Origin of the sequence: Lactobacillus sp. UBA5813 (assembly GCF_002417895.1) — a bacterium.
GTDB lineage: Bacteria > Bacillota > Bacilli > Lactobacillales > Lactobacillaceae > Lactobacillus > Lactobacillus amylolyticus.
The window spans coordinates 1-18,816 of sequence record NZ_DICZ01000022.1 but is presented as its reverse complement, the minus strand read 5'-3'; the positions used below and the strand labels follow the sequence as shown (position 1 = coordinate 18,816).

At 37.8% G+C, this 18,816-nt stretch carries 20 protein-coding genes; 5 read left to right on the top strand and 15 right to left on the bottom strand.

Translation table 11 applies throughout. From position 1 onward, the window contains the following. Positions 1-71: 71 nt before the first annotated feature. From rpoD to rpsU, 10 genes are all read right to left on the bottom strand, one after another. Positions 72-1,178, bottom strand: coding sequence for an RNA polymerase sigma factor RpoD (gene rpoD, locus B2008_RS04415; protein WP_281828074.1), 1,107 nt, complete (start codon positions 1,176-1,178; stop codon positions 72-74). Positions 1,179-1,194: 16 nt separating this feature from the next. After that, the gene (gene dnaG, locus B2008_RS04410; protein ID WP_281828075.1) at positions 1,195-3,003 is read right to left on the bottom strand and encodes a DNA primase; all 1,809 of its coding nucleotides are present in this window, start codon (positions 3,001-3,003) and stop codon (positions 1,195-1,197) included. 21 nt (positions 3,004-3,024) lie between these two features. Next, a complete protein-coding gene (gene glyS / locus B2008_RS04405; protein WP_281828076.1) occupies positions 3,025-5,094 on the bottom strand; it encodes a glycine--tRNA ligase subunit beta in 2,070 nt (689 codons plus the stop codon). Continuing rightward, on the bottom strand, positions 5,087-6,004 hold the full coding sequence (gene glyQ, locus B2008_RS04400) for a glycine--tRNA ligase subunit alpha (protein ID WP_281828077.1): 918 nt from the start codon (positions 6,002-6,004) through the stop codon (positions 5,087-5,089). The genes glyS and glyQ overlap by 8 nt, the downstream gene beginning before the upstream one ends. A 244-nt stretch (positions 6,005-6,248) precedes the next feature. Then, positions 6,249-7,016, bottom strand: coding sequence for a DNA repair protein RecO (recO, locus tag B2008_RS04395; RefSeq protein ID WP_281828078.1), 768 nt, complete (start codon positions 7,014-7,016; stop codon positions 6,249-6,251). Further along, on the bottom strand, positions 7,016-7,924 hold the full coding sequence (gene era / locus B2008_RS04390; RefSeq protein ID WP_281828080.1) for a GTPase Era: 909 nt from the start codon (positions 7,922-7,924) through the stop codon (positions 7,016-7,018). Before era ends, recO begins: the two co-directional genes overlap by 1 nt. Continuing rightward, positions 7,924-8,448, bottom strand: coding sequence for an rRNA maturation RNase YbeY (ybeY, locus tag B2008_RS04385; protein WP_281828083.1), 525 nt, complete (start codon positions 8,446-8,448; stop codon positions 7,924-7,926). Before ybeY ends, era begins: the two co-directional genes overlap by 1 nt. 1 nt (position 8,449) lies before the next feature. Then, entirely contained in the window at positions 8,450-9,409 is a 960-nt protein-coding gene (locus B2008_RS04380) for a PhoH family protein (RefSeq protein ID WP_281828085.1), read from the bottom strand. Positions 9,410-9,428: 19 nt separating this feature from the next. Beyond that, positions 9,429-9,872 carry a GatB/YqeY domain-containing protein gene (locus B2008_RS04375; protein ID WP_281828086.1) on the bottom strand — a complete coding sequence of 148 codons (444 nt, stop codon included), beginning with the start codon at positions 9,870-9,872 and terminating at the stop codon, positions 9,429-9,431. A 120-nt stretch (positions 9,873-9,992) separates the two neighbouring features. Then, positions 9,993-10,169: a 30S ribosomal protein S21 gene (gene rpsU, locus B2008_RS04370; RefSeq protein WP_002880182.1), complete on the bottom strand. Its 177-nt coding sequence runs from the start codon at positions 10,167-10,169 to the stop codon at positions 9,993-9,995. Positions 10,170-10,367: 198 nt separating this feature from the next. Between rpsU and B2008_RS04365 the strand changes: the two genes are divergently transcribed. Further along, positions 10,368-11,198, top strand: a complete 831-nt coding sequence (locus B2008_RS04365) for a pyruvate, water dikinase regulatory protein (RefSeq protein WP_127345596.1) — start codon at positions 10,368-10,370, stop codon at positions 11,196-11,198. 98 nt (positions 11,199-11,296) lie between these two features. On the opposite strand, the gene B2008_RS04360 is transcribed toward B2008_RS04365, so the two are convergent. Then, entirely contained in the window at positions 11,297-11,458 is a 162-nt protein-coding gene (locus tag B2008_RS04360) for a hypothetical protein (RefSeq protein WP_281828129.1), read from the bottom strand. Between the two features lie 76 nt (positions 11,459-11,534). Between B2008_RS04360 and B2008_RS04355 the strand changes: the two genes are divergently transcribed. Then, on the top strand, positions 11,535-11,741 hold the full coding sequence (locus B2008_RS04355) for a hypothetical protein (RefSeq protein ID WP_281828131.1): 207 nt from the start codon (positions 11,535-11,537) through the stop codon (positions 11,739-11,741). A gap of 169 nt (positions 11,742-11,910) precedes the next feature. Next, positions 11,911-12,099 (top strand): hypothetical protein, encoded by a 189-nt coding sequence (locus B2008_RS04350; RefSeq protein ID WP_286822329.1) that lies wholly within the window; start codon positions 11,911-11,913, stop codon positions 12,097-12,099. A gap of 41 nt (positions 12,100-12,140) precedes the next feature. On the opposite strand, the gene B2008_RS04345 is transcribed toward B2008_RS04350, so the two are convergent. From B2008_RS04345 to B2008_RS04330, 4 genes are all read right to left on the bottom strand, one after another. Continuing rightward, a complete protein-coding gene (locus tag B2008_RS04345) occupies positions 12,141-13,019 on the bottom strand; it encodes a YitT family protein (protein WP_080881364.1) in 879 nt (292 codons plus the stop codon). A 75-nt stretch (positions 13,020-13,094) separates the two neighbouring features. Then, entirely contained in the window at positions 13,095-13,628 is a 534-nt protein-coding gene (gene msrA, locus B2008_RS04340) for a peptide-methionine (S)-S-oxide reductase MsrA (RefSeq protein ID WP_281828136.1), read from the bottom strand. 15 nt (positions 13,629-13,643) lie between these two features. Further along, positions 13,644-14,507, bottom strand: a complete 864-nt coding sequence (gene thrB, locus B2008_RS04335) for a homoserine kinase (RefSeq protein WP_281828138.1) — start codon at positions 14,505-14,507, stop codon at positions 13,644-13,646. Positions 14,508-14,520: 13 nt separating this feature from the next. After that, positions 14,521-15,792 (bottom strand): homoserine dehydrogenase, encoded by a 1,272-nt coding sequence (locus B2008_RS04330; protein WP_281828140.1) that lies wholly within the window; start codon positions 15,790-15,792, stop codon positions 14,521-14,523. Positions 15,793-15,918: 126 nt separating this feature from the next. Between B2008_RS04330 and thrC the strand changes: the two genes are divergently transcribed. Beyond that, complete coding sequence (gene thrC, locus B2008_RS04325) at positions 15,919-17,409, top strand: threonine synthase (protein WP_281828142.1); 1,491 nt, start codon at positions 15,919-15,921, stop codon at positions 17,407-17,409. A gap of 10 nt (positions 17,410-17,419) precedes the next feature. Next, positions 17,420-18,775, top strand: coding sequence for an aspartate kinase (locus B2008_RS04320; RefSeq protein ID WP_281828144.1), 1,356 nt, complete (start codon positions 17,420-17,422; stop codon positions 18,773-18,775). The last annotated feature ends 41 nt before the right edge of the window (positions 18,776-18,816 follow it).

Sequence of the window (18,816 nt, the reverse complement as noted above, 5' to 3'; positions counted from 1 at the left end):
CCAACTTTTACGTCTCAGTTCAAACGGCAATAGTTATGATGCTTTTATTTTCTTATTATTTCTAAACTATCTTAGTCCAAGAAATCCTTTAATTGGTTTGAGCGACTTGGGTGACGCAGTTTGCGCAATGCTTTAGCTTCAATCTGACGAATCCGTTCACGAGTAACGCCAAAGACTCTACCTACTTCTTCCAAAGTACGAGTACGACCATCATCTAGACCAAACCGTAAACGCAAAACGTTTTCCTCACGATCAGTCAATGTATCAAGCGTTTCCTCCAATTGTTCCTTCAACATTTCGTAAGAAGCATGTTGTTCAGGACTAGTAGCTTCCTTATCTTCAATAAAGTCACCTAAGTGTGAATCGTCTTCTTCACCAATTGGCGTTTCCAAAGATACAGGTTCTTGAGCAATTTTTAGAACATCACGAACCTTGTTAGTTGGCATATCCATTTCGGCACCAATTTCTTCTGGAGTTGGTTCACGACCCAAGTCTTGCAGCAATTGACGTTGAATTCTAATCAATTTATTGATTGTTTCAACCATGTGAACCGGAATTCTGATAGTTCTAGCTTGGTCGGCAATCGCACGAGTAATGGCCTGTCTGATCCACCAAGTAGCATAAGTTGAGAACTTGAATCCTAAACGGTAGTCAAATTTATCTACGGCCTTCATAAGACCCATGTTACCCTCTTGAATTAAATCTAGGAAGGACATTCCACGACCAACATAACGTTTAGCGATCGAAACAACCAAACGTAAGTTAGCTTCAGCCAATTCTTGCTTAGCTTCTTCATCGCCATTTTTAATTCTTTTGTCCAAAGCAATTTCTTTATCAGCATTAATAAGTGGAACACGACCGATTTCCTTCAAATACATCCGAACAGGGTCATTCATTCGAACGCCGGAAGGAGCTGACATATCCTTTAATTCTTTCTTTTCAATATCTTTTTGCTTCTTTAAAGCTAATTTAGATGGATCACCATTCTTATCAACAATACTGATCCCATTATCTTCGAACTCCTGGACAAGTTGATCAACAGCCTTGCCTTGTAAGTTATAAGGCTTAATTAAACGGTCAGTAAAGTCTTGCTCTGTGATTTCCTTGCTCCTCTTAACATCTTTAACGACTTTTTTAACCATCTTATCTAAAGGTAGTTTGTTTGTTTGTTCTGCCACTAAAAAGCCTCCTCTATTAGCCCTTGATTCTCTTTAATTGCAAAATCTTTTGCGTCAAATTCAAGATTTCTTGATTGTCATTTCGGCGTTCGGCATCCTCAATTTTATTTTTTAACTCATTCAGTTGTGAATTGATATCGCGCTTTTTAAGTGAACTAATGATCTCATCGATTTCACGACCAGAAAAATCTTGGGGCATCTCTCTCATTTCAGCATTTACTATTATACCTTGAAGTTGCTCAGGAATAAAATCTAAGAAACTATTAATTGTGGTTTCTTCATGAGTTTGAATAAATTTTAGCCATAATTCTGCGATTTGCGCATAATCTTGATCAGGAAACAGAAAATGCTGCTCCAAAATATAATCTCGTGCTTGTTCAGAATGCATAAATAGATAAAGCAACCGCGTTTGTGCTGAGTCATATTTTGGTTGTACCGTATCTTGATTATCTTCAAATTCTACAGGATTAGTAGTTTCTTTCCTATTATCTGGTTGATAGCGTCCTTTATTGCGATTCGCGCGAAGCAAACGGCGGCGTTCGCGCATTAAGTTAACCTTCAGTGAATCTTTTGAAACGCCCTGCTGCTTAGCAAGCTTATCAATGTATAAATCCTGCTCAACTGGATTGCTTAACTTAGCAATCTGCTTAACGGCTTCACTTAAGAATGTAATTCGTTCTCGGTCATTTTTTAAGTTATACTTTTTCGCTAAGCGTTTTAAGAAAAAGTCGGTCGGAGACAATGCACCTTTGACTTCTTCCAAATACTTTTCTGCCCCGTATTTTTTGACATATTCGTCAGGATCGAGTTTTTCAGGTAGAACGACAATTCCCAAATTAAAGCCGCCAGCTTGTTGGAACATTTTTGCTGCACGTTCTTCAGCATGAACGCCAGGATCATCACCGTCATAATTAACGATAATATTGCGTGAAGTTCTTTTTAGCATATAAACTTGCTGATCAGTCAAACTTGTCCCCATAGAAGCAATTCCAGAATGAACTCCTGCTTTATATGCTGAAATTACGTCCATATAGCCTTCATATAAGACAAGGTGCCCTTCACGCCGAGCCGCCTTTTTGGCCTCTGAGAAATGAAAAAGTGCCTTTGACTTAGTGAAGATTTTAGTTTCTGGACTGTTCATATATTTGGCTTCAGTTTTGTCCTGAGAAATTCGTCGACCAGAAAAGCCAATAACCTTACCAATTTCATCGCCTAATGGAAACATTAAACGATCACGGAAACGATCAAACAAACGGCCATCTTTGCTTTGGATAAACAAGCCACTTTTTGCCAAATTATCGTCGCTATAGCCTTTGCCTCGCAAATAAGTTAGCAGGACATTCTCAGAATTTGGAGCATAACCAATTTGAAAATGATCCATCAATTCTTCAGAAAGCTCACGCTCACGGGCGTATTTCATCCCCCGCTCACCAGCCTGCGTAGTCAGCAAGACATGATGATAAAAGTTGGTAGCATCCTGATGAATTTTTAGCAACGGACTCATTTGTACCGGTGTTTGACCATAGCTGCTCGGCATTGGAATGTGAGCAAAATTGGCGACTTGTTCTACGCTCTCTGGAAAAGTGAGATTATCCTTATACATCAAGAATTTAAATACGTTTCCGCCCTTATCGCAACCAAAACATTTAAAAAATTGCTTTTCTTCATTAACCGTGAACGAAGGTGTTTTTTCTTGATGAAAAGGGCAAAGACCAATATAGTCTTTGCCTTTCTTTTCAAGTGAAACATATTGGCTGACGACATCAACAATATTTACGTTGTTTCGAACTTCATTAATAAAATCTTCTGGAATTCGACCAGCCATTGAGAATCACCTATTCTTTTATTATTTGATAACTAATTTGCTTAAGTCACCCAAACGATCTGCTAAGACACTAACTTGACTAAGTTGAGCTAAACGATTGTTCTTAACTTTTTCATCTTTAGCCATAATCATATTAGTATCGAAGTAACGATCAATTACTGGCTGCAATTGAACGAAACCTTGGTACAAATCAGCCAAGTTTTGAATTTCTTGCAAGTTTTGAATACCTGCAAATAATTCATTTTCACTAGCATCTTCGAACAAGTTTTCATCAACTTCGGCTTGTTTGTTATTGAACTTAGCCTTCTTCAAAATATTGTCAATTCTAGTCAAGCTTTCAACAACTGGCTTAAATTCGGCATCATCGTGGTGTAAGCCAAGTACCTTGGCAGCTGATAAGATTTCGCTTGGATCTTGTTGACTTGAAGCAAGAACAGCATCGATAACATCATACTTAAAGTTGTTCTTTTGCAAGTATTGCTTAATTCTGTCACGAATGAAGAGTGCAATTTGTTCGTCTTCTTCATTGGTCTTTGGCAATTTAGCTGGTGTCTTACCATCTACCAATTCTACAATTTCAGGCAAAACTTGGTTAAATGGCAATGACCATTTTTGATTCAATAAAATTCTTACAATTCCGTAAGCATTACGACGAAGTGCATATGGGTCGTTTGAAGAACTTGGAATCATACCTGCGCCAAAGAAAGTAAGAATGTTATCAATCTTATCAGCAATAGACAATAATGAACCAACAGTAGTTTCTGGAAGTTCGCCTTCAGCAGTAGTTGGCATGTAGTGTTCCTTAATAGCAACAGCTACTTCTTCATTTTCGCCTGCTAAACGAGCGTAGTGCATTCCCATTACACCTTGAAGTTCAGCAAATTCACCAACCATTTGGGTAACAAGGTCAAATTTGTAAAGTTCTGAAGCTCTATCAAAGTCCTTAACTACGTTTTCATCTAAATTCCAACGCTTGGCAAGATAATCACCGATTAAACGAACACGCTTCATCTTTTCAGCCATTGAACCAATCTTGTCGTGGAAGGAAACATTCTTCATCTTATCAACGAAATGACTTAATGGATACTTGCGGTCTTCGTCATAGAAGAATTGAGCGTCATCCAAACGTGCAACCAAAACCTTTTCATTACCTGAAATAACATTATCCAAGAAATCCTTATTACCATTTCTGACAGCAATAAAGTGATTGATCAGCTTGCCGTTCTGATCATAGACTTCAAAATAACGTTGATTATCCTTCATTGAAGTAATTAAAACTTCATCTGGAATATTCAAATATTTTTCATCAAAGCTACCAGCAAAAACAGTTGGATATTCTACCAAGTTGGTAACTTCTTCAAGCAAGTTCTTATCTTCTTTAATCTTCCAGTTGTTTTTCTTAACCAAATCATTCATTTGGTTGACAATCATGTCTTTACGTTCTTTAGCATCGACAATCACAAATTGGTCTTTCAATGCTTCAACATAATCATCAGCATTGGCCAAAACAACTGAGTCACCTAAGAAACGATGACCCTCGGTTTTACGGCCTGCGGTAATATCCAAAATCTTAACTGGAATGACATCACTGTCATAAAGAGAAACGAGCCAGTGGATTGGACGAACAAATTCAAAGTCATTTGAATCCCAGCGCATCTTGGTTGGAAAGGTCATGTCCTTGATGATATCGCTCATGCCAAGCAAGATATCGCTTGCTTTTTTACCCTCTTTTTGAACATGAACATAAGCATATTCAGTTCCTTTAAGTTCTTCAAAGTAAATATCATCAGTAGTTATGCCTTGACCGCGAGCAAAACCTTGAGCAGCCTTGGTCCAGTTGCCGTCTGCATCTTGTGCAATCTTCTTTGCAGGGCCTTTTTTAACTTCATCGATATCGTCTTGCTTTTCGGCCAAGTCTTCAACCAAAATTGTTAAACGACGAGGAGTTGAATAAGTCTTGATATCTTTGAATTTTAAGCCATTTTCTTTTAAAAATTTCTTGGTTCTGTCAGCCAATTGCTTCACACTGCGAGAAACAACGTGAGCTGGCATTTCTTCAGTACCGATTTCAAATAAATAATCTTTAGCCATTTTCAACGCCTGCCTTCTTGTCTTGTGCATTCTTGAGAAGTGGGAAGCCACGCTTTTCACGTTCTTCAACAAACTTAACTGCTACTTCGTGAGCTAAGTTTCTGATTCTGGATAAGTAACCAGCACGTTCAGTTACTGAAACGGCACCACGTGCATCCAACAAATTGAAGGTGTGTGAACATTTCAAAATGTAATCATATGCAGGGTGAACCAAGTTTTGATCAAGAAGACGTTTAGCAGTTGCCTCGTAAATATCAAAGAATTTAAGCAATTGTTCTTGGTTTGATTCTTCAAAAGCATATTTTGAGTGTTCATATTCAGGTTGCTTAAAGATATCACGATAAAGCACGCCATTGCCCCATTCAAGATCAAATACTGAATTTACATCTTGAATGTATGAAGCCAATCTTTCAACACCGTATGTAATTTCACTCATAGTTGGTTTGACATCAAGTTCACCGACAACTTGGAAATAAGTAAACTGACTAACTTCCATGCCGTCAAGCCAAACTTCCCAACCAACACCGGCACAACCCATTGATGGGTTAGCCCAGTTGTCTTCAACGAAACGAATATCGTGTTCCAGTGGATCAATTCCTAAAACTTTCAAAGAGTCCAAATAGTATTGTTGAATATCCTTTGGAGCTGGTTTAATAACTACCTGGAACTGGTGGTGTTGGAATAAACGGTTTGGGTTTTTACCATAACGACCATCTGCAGGTCTTCTTGAAGGTTCTACATAACATGCTGCCCATGGTTCTGGACCAACAGCACGAAGAAAAGTGTAAGGACTCATCGTACCTGCACCTTTTTCAACGTCATATGAAGGCATAATCATACAACCTTTTGAAGACCAGAATTGTTCCAGCTTAAAGATCATATTTTGAATATTTAATTTCTTATCTGCCATTTTTTTATTTCCTTCCTGTGCTAGGCCATAAAAAAAGCCTATGCAAAATTTTGCATAGGGACGAATATTATCGCGGTTCCACCCTAATTCAGAAAGTATTCTTCCTGCTCTTAATTAACTTGACTAGAGGCGCCTTTTCCTAGATGTCCTTCCACCAAACGACATTCGCTAAAACTAGTACTTTTCTAAATTCCTCATCTTCATCAAATACATAGTTGATTTTACCACATGAAAGCAAGTAAAACTAGTTATTTGAAGGGTTAAACAGTTTTAATTCATCAAGAAATTTCTTAGTTTTTAAATTCAAGTCAATTGTCCCTCTATAAATTCGATCAATTGCTTTTCTAGTAGCCTTTTTTGTATCGGAAGATAGTTTGATTGAGCCTAGCCTTTCAAATGGCAATAAACCTATCGTCCGCAAAACGGCTGTCTCTTTAGGCTTTAGATGCAATCTGCTATTTTCAGTTGCAAAATGATCGCTGCAAATCACGCCGCCCAATTTGATCGAATAATCAAAAATACCTTTTTCCTTGCCACAAATTAGACAATGCCTTAATTCTGGTTCCACTCCATATGCTTTCAGCATCTGCATCTGCACAATTTGCGTTATCATCTCTGGATCAGTATTTTCATTTATTCGTTCAAGGGCAAACTTCGCAAGCTCATAGTATTTGCCTAAAGGCTGATATTCTACAAAGGCATGATCAATTAAATCCAAAATAAAAGAAGCATAAGCATTTTTGGTTAAATCATTATACAAACCATCATACTGCTTTACTTCTTTATAGGTACGCAGATAGCTTAAACCACGACCATTGGTATAAATGACATAACGACCATATGAAAAGTTCAATGTCGCCGCATTCAACTGCGATTTTGGCCGTAAGGCTCCGCGTACAACTAAGGTAATTATGCCATCTTCTTTAGTTATGATTTTCGCCAGCAAATCTGCTTCTTTATATTTTTGCCTTTTAAAAATGATCCCTTGAACTTCTTTAAGTTCACGCGTCATTAATTTAATTCCTTTTTATCATATCCAATTAGTTTCAAGAAACTTGGATCTGAACGCCAATTATGTTGGACTTTTACCCAAAGGCGAAGGTTTACTTTTTCACCAAGCAAGTTTTCAATTGCTCTACGCGAATTAATACCAATTTGTTTCAGCATCTTTCCGCCTTTGCCAATGATAATGCCTTTTTGACCATCACGTTCGACATAAATCGTTGCTTCGATTTGCAATTTTCCTTTAATGCGCTGATTCATTCGGTCCACTGCCACAGCGGTAGCATGAGGGACTTCTTGAGCAGTTAGTTGTAAAATTTGCTCACGAATTAACTCTGCGACAACAAAATATTCAGGTCGATCAGTAATTTGGTCCGAGCCATAATATTGCGGACCTTCAGGAAGGTATTTATTTAAGGCAGTTAATAAGTCTGGAATGCCAATACCTTCAGTTGCAGAAACCGGTAGAAATTCTGCAAAATCGCCTAATTTGCGATAAGAATCAATAATTGGCAAAAGCTTATCAGGATGAATTTCATCAACTTTGTTAATAATCAGAAAAACAGGTACTTTTACTTTTTGGAGCAAGTCAGCAACAAACTTGTCATCTTTTCCTGCTTCATCTGGTTCAACCATAAACATTACTAAGTCAACGTCATTCAAACTTGAATAGCTGGCTTTGTCCATATATTCGTCTAGTTTAGAATGCGGCTTAAATATTCCTGGTGTATCAACAAAGACAACCTGCATGTCATCACTTGTATAAATTCCGGAAATTCGATTGCGCGTAGTTTGTGGTTTATTTGACGTAATCGCAACCTTTTCACCGACCAACCGATTCATTAAAGTTGATTTGCCCACATTAGGACGACCAACAATTGCAATAAAACCAGATTTAAACTTTGTTTCTTTTTTCATTACTTTCCTCTGCCAACATCTAACTGGTCAGGATATAAAGGCAAACCATATTCTTCTAAAACTTTGCCTTGAATACCAAACATTTCTTTTGCCTCTTCAGGTTTAATGTGGTCATAACCATTTAGATGCAAAAAGCCGTGGACAACAGTATAACCAAATTCCCGGTCAAAGCCTGTACCATACTCAACACTATGGCGCTTAATGACACTAGGACACATAAAGAGATCACCGATATCTTCTTGAAAATCTGGATCATCAGCAAAAGCGGCCATATCCAGATCATCTTCGCCATCTTCGATAGCAAAAGAAATCACATCAGTTGGACGATCCTTATCGCGATATTTCAGATTGATTTCGTGACTGCGATCCTCATTGACAAAGTTAATACTCATCTCTAAGTTGTTTTTTTTGCCAATTTTAGTTTTAGCAAGCAGCAATAATTTTTCTATCCAGTCTTTCCAATCTCTCGTATCATCGTTTAAAAAACCGACTTCATCATTATAGGTAATCTCAATTGGATCCATTTTAGCGTTTTGCGTCCTTTTTTTCGTAAGCATTAATAATTTTGGCAACAACTGGGTGACGAACAACATCATTTGTGGAGAAATTAATAAATTTGATTTGATCAATTCCCTTCAAAATATGCTGAGCATCAATTAATCCACTATGTTGGCGACCAGGCAAATCAACCTGAGTCATGTCACCATTGACGATCATTCTTGAATTAAAGCCAAGCCGAGTTAAAAACATCTTCATTTGGGAATCGGTTGTATTTTGGGCTTCGTCCAAAATTACGAAGGCATCATCCAAGGTCCGGCCACGCATATACGCAAGCGGTGCGACTTCGATTGTTCCTCTCTCCATCAACCGATCGGTAGTATTAGTACCCAAAATCGCATAAAGGGAATCATATATTGGTCTTAAATATGGATCTACTTTTTCTTTTAAATCTCCTGGCAAAAATCCGAGTGATTCACCTGCTTCAACAGCAGGTCTGGTTAAAACAATTCGCGATACTTCACCCTTTTTAAAAGCAGCGATTGCACAAACAACGGCTAAGAAGGTTTTACCTGTTCCGGCCGGTCCGATTCCGAAAACGACATCACTTTTTTGAATGGCTTCAACGTAACGCTTTTGCCCCATATTTTTAACTCTAATCGGGCGACCTTTAGCATCCCGAATTAAAATCTTTTTATACAGATCAGCAAAGTATTCCGTTGTACCTTTGTCTGCCATTTTCATTGTACTAACAACGTCGGGCGCACCAATGTTAACACCGGTATTCACAACATTGTCTAATGCTTTTAAAACAGCTAGGACTTTTTTGATGCCATCTTCATTGCTACCGTCAATGACAATTTCATTACCGGTATCTGTGACGGATACATCATAGCCTTCAGATAGCAACTTCAAATTGCCATCGTTAATGCCAACTAAATTTTGAATATTTTCTGGTTTTTCAGGAATAAAACTTGTTTGAGCCAAAAGACCCGCTCCCTCTTTATTAATTAAGATGATCGCGAACTAAAGCTGAAGTTTGTTTACCGTCAGCGCGTCCCTTAACTTTAGGCATAACAGCTTTCATAACCTTGCCAAAGTCAGATTTGCCTTTAGCACCAACTTCTTCAATTGTTTCTTTAACGATTTTATCTAATTCATCCTTGGATAATTGCTTTGGCATGTAACCTTCAACCACAGCAAGTTCCTTCTTGGTTTCCTCGACTAAATCGTCTCTCTTAGCCTTTGCAAATTCAGCAATAGATTCTTCTCTTTGTTTCTTTTCGCGGTTAAGTACTGTTAATTCTTCGTCAGCGTTTAATTCGTGACCTAATTTAATCTTTTCATTCATTAATGCAGATTTGATCATCCGCACTGTGTTTAACTTTACTTTATCTTTATCCCTCATAGCTTGTTTCATATCAGCCATGATTTTGTCAGATAAACTCAATGTAGTTCCCTCTTTCTCAAATAAACCTACACCAAAATTATAACAAACTTGCCTATTTTTTTCTGCATAAAATACGGATAGAAAAAAAGATCTGGCAAAACCAGATCTTTTTCTTATTTATTAATAATGTCTACGCTTACGTGCAGCTTCAGACTTAAGCTTTCTACGTACACTTGGTTTTTCATAGAATTCACGCTTGCGGTATTCTTGTAAGGTACCACTTCTTGAGACGGAACGCTTGAAACGACGAAGAGCATCATCAATAGACTCGTTTTCATGAACGATTGTCTTAGCCATGTGTGATCCCTCCTTCCATTTCTTGGCGTTGCGCCATACGTTTAATTAAATTATAGCAAACGATATTTTTCGGTCAATAGTATCCGTTAAATTTTTTTGATATTTTGTAATTTATTTAAAAAGCCATCTTAAAACGGGTTAAGCGATTTCATTTCATGGCGATGTTCGGTATAATTTAGTCAGAAAGAGGTGCAAAGAATGCCAGAAAAGGATAAGAAAATAGAAGTAAATATTATTATTATTTCCGATGCGGCTGGCGATACTGCTTTTAACAACGCAACAGCTGCTGCTGCACAATTCCCAGATGCAAAAATTAATTACCGGCGTTACCCATTTATTACTGATAAGAAAAAACTTGAAGATACTTTTAAAGAAATTGAAAAATATCCAAACTTAGTTCTTATTTATAGTCTAGTTAAAGATGACATGCAATTGACAGTAATTCGCTTTGCTCGCGAACATAAAATTCAAAGCGTAGATATTTTGTCTCCAGTCGTTGAAGCCTTGGCCCAAACCACTGGTATGCGTCCAGTTGAGCAAACCGGTGCTCAGCACAAACTGAATGCTAAATACTTTGATCGTATTTCCGCAATGGAATTTGCTGTTATGTACGACGATGGTAAAGATCCTAAGGGCTTCCTAGAAGCTGATGTAGTTTTGCTTGGTGTTTCAAGAACTTCCAAGACACCATTATCACTGTACTTAGCTTACAACAAGAACTTAAAGGTTGCTAACTTGCCTCTTGTACCTGAAACGCATATTCCTAAAGAAATCTACGAAATTAATCCAAAGAAGATCATCGGATTAACAAATGATCCTTCCGTTTTGAATGAAATTCGCCGTCAAAGAATGATTTCTTATGGTTTGAACCCAGATACTTCATATTCCAACATGGATTCAATCAACAAAGAGCTTGAATCAGCGCAAAAGCTGTACAAGAAGTTGGGTTGCTACGTGATTAATGTTGCTCACCGTTCAATTGAAGAAACAGCTGCTTTAATTATGGATCACCTTGGTATTGAAGATTAAAGTTAAATAATTGCTTCTAAAAGGACATTTCATGTCCTTTTTTTCTTACATTTAATTTGTTAGTAACGGCTTTATTATATTTTTTCGCTAAAATAGATTTAAATTAAATAAGGGAGATAAGAATTTTGGTTCAAATATTTTGAACCATTCGTTTTTAATGAGATTAAAAAAGTACTATTTATTTCTGTAGCTACGGCAGCTTTTTCTGCCGTTTCTTTTAGTGCACCTGCTGCACAAGTCAAAGCTGAAACCACAAGCAACGCAAATACCACTAATAACAGTAAATATACCTGGGGCTATCCTTTTGCCAGCCTCGCTAAAAATGGCGTTAAATCAATGTATAATTCGCAACTTTTTGGCATTACCGACTATGCTCGCTGCCTCAATCCATTAAGCTACTTCCATGACGGTTGGGACCTTGGTTTGACCAGAACCACTCACAAATACATTAACAAGCATGGCTACCCTTGCAATAACTGGTACCGCAATGTAGGTACCTGGATGAATCCGGTAGCTATGCTCGAAAAGAATTTAAATAAATAAACAAGTTGCCCGAGCGCGGCTTTTTTCATGCTATAATCAAACTATTTGAAAGAAGGATTAAGATAAACGACGAAAAAGAAAAAATGCATTAAAACAAAAATTGCAAGCATTAGCAGCAGAAAGTCCTCAAAAAGAGGTCTCTTATCAAGACCTTTTCTCTCCTGCTTTTATGCAAAAGTATACTGACTTTGCCAGTTTTAGCTTTTTCATGCAAGGCCTAAAGATAAAGGATTTCAATCAAATTGCTGATCTAAAAAAAGATCATCTGAATGACTTTGTTAAAAACAACTCTCACTTCACTAGTTGGGATGAAATGCAGCAAGCCGCCGTTAATGAATACATGACTAATCTTTTTTAACAAAAAAGGAAGCGAATTATCTCGCTTCCTTTTAATTTTGTTTAAACTATTTCCTGTTCCTTGAATCTGCCGTATACCTTTTCTACTTCACTGACACTTACGAAAGCATACGGATCAGCATGTTCAATAATTTGACGAATATCATACATGTCATAACGGTCAATAATCGTAATCAGCACTGTCTTTTCAGTATGGCTGTACGCACCTTCAGCATCGTGGATAATAGTAATACCACGGTGCATTTTATTTTGAATACCGTCAATAATACTTTGCGGATGCTCCGTGATGATCATCACCTGCATCTTCTTATGCTGCGTGTAAATCGCATCGATTACTCGTCCATTGATAAAGATAGTCAAAGCAGAATACAAAGCTCTGGTCCAGCCGAATACAAAACCAGCTGCCGCAATGATTACTAAATTTACGAGAATATTAAACTTACCATAGCTAGTTCCCGTCTTCATTCGGAAAACTATTCCGATAATATCCAAACCACCGGTAGAAATACCGTTCTTCAGCGCAAAGCCTGTACCAATCCCGTTAATCGTACCCCCGAAAATCGCACAAAGAAGTGGATCCCAGTGAACTTCCAAAGGTTGAATTACTCTCATCATGATTGAGCCTAAAACAACAGCAATAATCGTAAAGAAAGTAAATTTATGTCCGATCTTAGTCCAACCTAAAATGAACAATGGTACATTCAAAACAAAATACATCAAAGACGTCGAAATCGTGAACGGGAAAAAGCGTTCACTCACTGAGTTAATCAGCTGAGCAAAACCGGTAATTCCGGATGAGTACATATGCCCCGGCGTCCAGAAAAAATTCAGGGCAATCGCAACAGCTATTGAATAAAACAAGGCTGCTGACAATTTAGAGAAGAAATTATATCTTCGATTAAATCTATCAAGTTGATCCATCTATTTATTAGTCCTTAGATTTCATAAAAAACAATACATAGATAAGCTTAACAAAAATACTTGATTGAACCAACTCTAATGTTTATTTTTGAACCGTGCTTGATAAGCTGCCCTTCCTGCGGATTCTTCCAGAGCATATCGTTCTGGATTCTTCTTATAAAAATCTTGGTGATATTCCTCTGCTGGATAAAAGGCAGATGCTTTCACGATCTGCGTCACAATTGGTTTGTCGAAAATACCACTTTCGGCTAACTCTTTTTTGGATTCTTCAGCAATTTCCTTTTGTTCTTCAGAATTATAGTAAATTACTGGACGATACTGATCACCGCGGTCTTGAAACTGGCCCATTGCATCAGTTGGATCCGCAACTTGCCAATAAAGGTCAACCAATTTTCGATAAGGAAATTTCTCTGGATCGAAAGTGATTTTGACAGCTTCAGTATGACCTGTTTTACCGGTACAAACTTCTTCATAAGTTGGATTAGTCACATGACCGCCAGTGTAGCCACTGACTACTTTTTCAATCCCGGACAAAGTATCAAATGGCTCTACCATGCACCAGAAGCATCCCCCTGAAAAGATTGCTGTATCTAATTTTTTATCTGCCATATAGATGTTCCTTTCCTACTTGATAACTTGTGCACCATGCAGATCAGGCTTCAGGTGAACTAATCGACCATCTAAGCCTGAAAGCTGCAAATGTTTGATAAATGCGCTGCTTCTTTCTGCTTTAATTACTGTCATAACCGTCGGACCAGCCCCGCTTAAATATGTTGCGAGAGCCTTTTCCTTCTGAGCAATTTGTCTGATTTTCTTCAGTTCAGGCACCAAGTTTTCTCGATAAGGCTCATGAAACATATCTGCCTGCATCAACTCACCAACTTGCTCATATTTCTTCATAGCTAAGCTGGCCACCAAAGTATTGGCAATCGCGCTGGCATGCGTAGCAGTTGCATAATCTAATTTTGTTGGCAAAACGCTTCTTGCCTTCTTCGTAGTCAAATTATATTCAGGAATATAGGCCACAAAATCATATGGCAAAAGTGGCAATTCGACCACGTCAAAATGCTGATTGATAAAGCTGCCAGCAATAAGCCCGCCCAAAATTGTCGGTGCTACATTGTCTGGGTGACCTTCGATTTGGCTGGCCAACTCTACTTTCTCTTCATTCGTCATCCCTAATCCTGCCATTTGATCAGCTAGTTCGATTCCAGCTACAATAGCGCTCGAGCTGCTGCCTAAGCCATGTGCAATCGGAATATCGCTGCTAACCTTTAAACGCAGCGGCTCTAAATCTAGACATGCCTTTAAGGCGGACTGAACGATTAAATTATGCTCATCATGAGGTAAATTTCCAAGATGATGGTCGATTTGCCAGTTCTTGCTTTTACCTAAAATTTCAACTTTTAAATATAATGAGACGGCCATTCCAATTGAATCAAAGCCCGGTCCCAAATTCGCCGTGGAAGCTGGTACTTGAATATGCATAAGCCTTTTGCCTCTATTTTAAAATCTTGTAGGCAGCTTGAACTGAAATATTATTCTTCTTCATCGCTGTCGTAAAATCATTCAATTGCTGGTGACTAATTTTATCAGTGACCAAAACAATATAAGTTGACTTGCCTTCTTCTACCTTATTCAATTCTCTAAAGCCAATCTGATGTTCAACCAGTAGTTTTGAAACAGTTAAAATCGCATCATCCTTAGCATCAATCTTTAGAGATAAATAGAAAGAATCAAAAACTTCTTTTGGCTTAGCTGGATCTAAGTGATCTTGATAGCGATTGAATGACTCAGCTTCGGAAGTCATACTCATATCATTGACTTCAGCCATCAAATCACTGACAACGCTATTGGCAGTTGGCAAGCTTCCTGCCCCTGGTCCAAAGAAGAAACTATTGCCTACTGCCATACTTCTAACACCAACGGCATTATATTCATTTTTAACATGAGCCAATTGACCGCTTTGTTTAACCAAAGTCGGACCAACTTCAACGAAAATATGATTGTTTACTTTACGGCTGATGCCTAAAAGCTTCAAACTATAGCCTAATTTAGCAATTTGACGGACATCAAATGATTTAACTTCTTCAATGCCATGATATTCAAAATCATCGAAGGTCAAATTAGCTCCAAAAGCAAAACGAGTTAAAATTATCATCTTATAAGCAGCATCCTTGCCCGTAATATCATTAGTGGGATCCGCTTCCGCAAAGCCTAATTCTTGAGCCTTCTTCAAAGCATCTTGGAAGTTTGCATGATGATCAACCATTTGCGTCAAAATATAGTTTGTAGTGCCATTCACTATTCCTGCAATTTCAATTATTTCATCACCGGCAAAACTTTGGCTAAGCGCATTGAGGATAGGAATTCCGCCCGCCACGCTGGCTTCGTACATGAAATCAACATTATTGCGATTAGCAATTTCAACTAGACGTGGACCGTGACTAGCAATCAAATCCTTATTGGCAGTGACTACACTCTTCCCATGCTCCAAAAGAGAAGCAATAAACTCCTCGGCAGGATGCAATCCGCCAATTGCCTCAATAACGATTTCAATGTCTTTATCATTTAAAATTTCATCAAAATCCGTTACCAGTTTAACTTGATTTGCTTCTTTTTCATGCTTTTTAGGATCGCGTACCAGAGCCTTGACAACTTCAATTTGTCTTTTGGCAATGTTCGAAATTTTATCTTGATTTCTGGCTAAAATTTTGAGTACACCAGAACCAACTGTTCCTAATCCTAATAATCCTACTTTTACTTTTTTCATATAATTATCCCAGTAATTAAAATTATTTATTTAATATTTTATTTTTTAAAGATTGTATCATAGTTATAAAAACGATACAATGTTAGCAATTAAAGCATTTTAGTCTTCAATTTGTGAGGTAACAAAGTGAAATACAGAAGTACACGAGGTAATATTAATAAATCATTAAGTTCAGCAGCTGCCGTCATTCAAGGCTTGGCTCCAGATTCTGGATTGTACGTACCAATTGCATTTCCGCGTCCAGATTGGAAAATCGGAGATTTAACCGGGTTAAAGTACCAAGATATTGCGCTTAAAGTCTTGGAATTGTTTTTTGATGATTTTTCGTCAGAACAGTTGAAAAACATTGTCGACAATGCTTACGGTCAACAATGGGACAAGGCGGAAATTGCACCAATCGCAAAACATGATCACAACTACTATTTAGAACTTTTTCACGGTCCTACCCTAGCTTTCAAAGATATCGCTTTGCAAGTCTTGCCATTATTAATGACAAAGGCAGTCAAGATTGAAAAAATTGACCGCGACATCATTATTTTAACTGCTACTTCCGGAGATACCGGTACCGCATCTATGGATGGCTTCAGTGATAAAAATGGCACTCAAGTGATCGTCTTTTATCCTTATGGCGGCATTAGTCCCGTGCAATTAAAACAAATGCTAAGTCAGCGCGGCAAAAATTTACGCGTTTTTGCAATTAAAGGCAATTTTGACGATGCTCAAACCGAAGTCAAACGCATTTTCAACGATCAAGTTTTCAATCAACGCCTTCAGGACAATGGTTTTCAATTCTCATCCGCCAATTCGATGAATATCGGCCGACTAATTCCACAAATTGTCTACTATTTATACAGCTACAGTCAATTAGTAGCAAATAAGGAAATAAAGCTTGGAGAAAAGATCAACTATACCGTACCAACCGGTAATTTTGGTGACATCCTCGCAGCTTATTATGCCGAAAAATTAGGTTTGCCAGTCAATAAACTAATTTGTGCTTCAAATGAGAATAATGTTCTAACTGACTTCTTCCATACAGGGAAATACAACCGCGATCGAGCATTTCATTTAACTAATGCACCAGCAATGGATATTTTAGTTTCCAGCAATCTAGAGCGTCTTCTTTTTGATCTTGATGATGAAAATGCCAGTGAAATTGCACAATGGATGAAAGAACTTAACCAGGATGGACATTATCAAGTTAATGAAAAGGTTTTTGCTAAAATGTCCCAACTTTTTGCCTCTGGTTTTGCTACGCAAAAAGAAGTAAAAGACGAAATCAAACGGATCTATGAACATGATTATTACGTTATTGATCCGCATACGGCGGTAGCTTCTTATGTCACCAACTGCTATCAAAAAGATACCGGTGACAAAACCAAAACAATCATCGTTTCAACAGCCAGCCCTTACAAATTCCCAGAAACCGTTCTTTCGGCTTTAACAGGAGAAAAAGTTGAAGATCAGGGACTTAAAGCCGTTACTGATTTGCATGCTTTTTTAGGTGGAGAGATGCCTAGCAGCGTCAAGCTTTTATTTAATGAAAAAGCCCATGCAGAAAAAGTTATCGCAATCGATGAAATGAAAGATATTATTAGTCAAAATTTGAATCTTAAGTAAGGCAACTCATATGAAGGTCATAAAATTTGGTGGAAGTTCACTCGCCGATGGTTCCGCCGTCGAACAAGCAATCAAAATTATTAAGGCTGATTCAGCGCGGCAAGTCATCGTTGTCTCTGCCCCTGGCAAGCGCATTGAAAATGATATAAAAATTACTGATTTGCTGATCAAGTATGCTCATTTGGTAATTAATCGCCAAAATTATCAGCCAATCTCACAAAAGATTTTTAACAGATACCGGGAAATAGGCAATTATTTTAACCTAACAGATAATGAAATTCAGATTATCAAAAATACTTTAGAAGGATTAGCTACTAGCGAATATCCAAATAATGATTATCTCCTTGCTGCTTTTAAGGCCCATGGCGAATTGCTTAATGCACATTTAATTAGTATTATTCTGAACCATCAAGGAATTTCCGCAGTCTGCTTGACGCCAAAAAATCTTGGTTTGATCGTTACTGGTAAGCCTAATAATGCTTTTGTCAATCCTGAAACCTATTTGAATTTGCGCAATTTTGCTTTGCCTAAAAACAAACGAATCGTTTTCCCAGGCTTTTTCGGGATCACTCCTTCTGGCAACATTGCTACCTTTTCTCGTGGCGGTTCTGATATTACGGGGGCTATTTTGGCACGCGGTTTGCATGCAGAATTATATGAAAACTTCACAGACGTTGACGCGATTTTTTCAGCAAATCCGGCAATTATTAAGCATCCCCGTCCTATTAAAAGAATGACTTACCGCGAGATGCGGGAACTTTCCTACGCTGGCTTCTCCGTTTTTCACGATGAAGCATTAATTCCAGCGATTCAGGGTCAAATTCCAGTAAATGTAAAAAACACTAGACGCCCTGATGAGGACGGCACTTGGATCGTACCTGAGCATGGTTTTAAACCTCAAACAACAATAACCGGTATTGCTGGCGGCAAAAACTTTTCAGCTTTGTACCTGCACAAATATCTTCTAAATCAGCAAAGCGGTTTCACTTTTCATATTTTGGAAATCTTGCGTAAATATCACGTACCTTATGAACATATGCCATCAGGAATCGACGATATTACAATTATCTTTAAAAAAGAGCATTTGAATGCTAAATTGATTGATCAAATTTGCACTGATATCCAGGCAGCAGTTAGTCCTGACCAAATGAAGTGGATTGATGATTATGCCATTACGATGGTTGTGGGTGAAGGCATGAAAGATAAGCTTAGTCTCTGTGCCAGCATTTTAGCGCCACTGGGTGAAGAAAACATCTCAATTCAGATGATTAATCAAGGTGCTTCCCAAATTTCCATTATGATTGGTACTAAACGACAGGAAGCCGAAAAAGTTATTAAAACTATTTATCAAAAATTTATCGCTTAAACAATAAAACTTCAGGCACAAACCCAATGTCATTAAGTTAA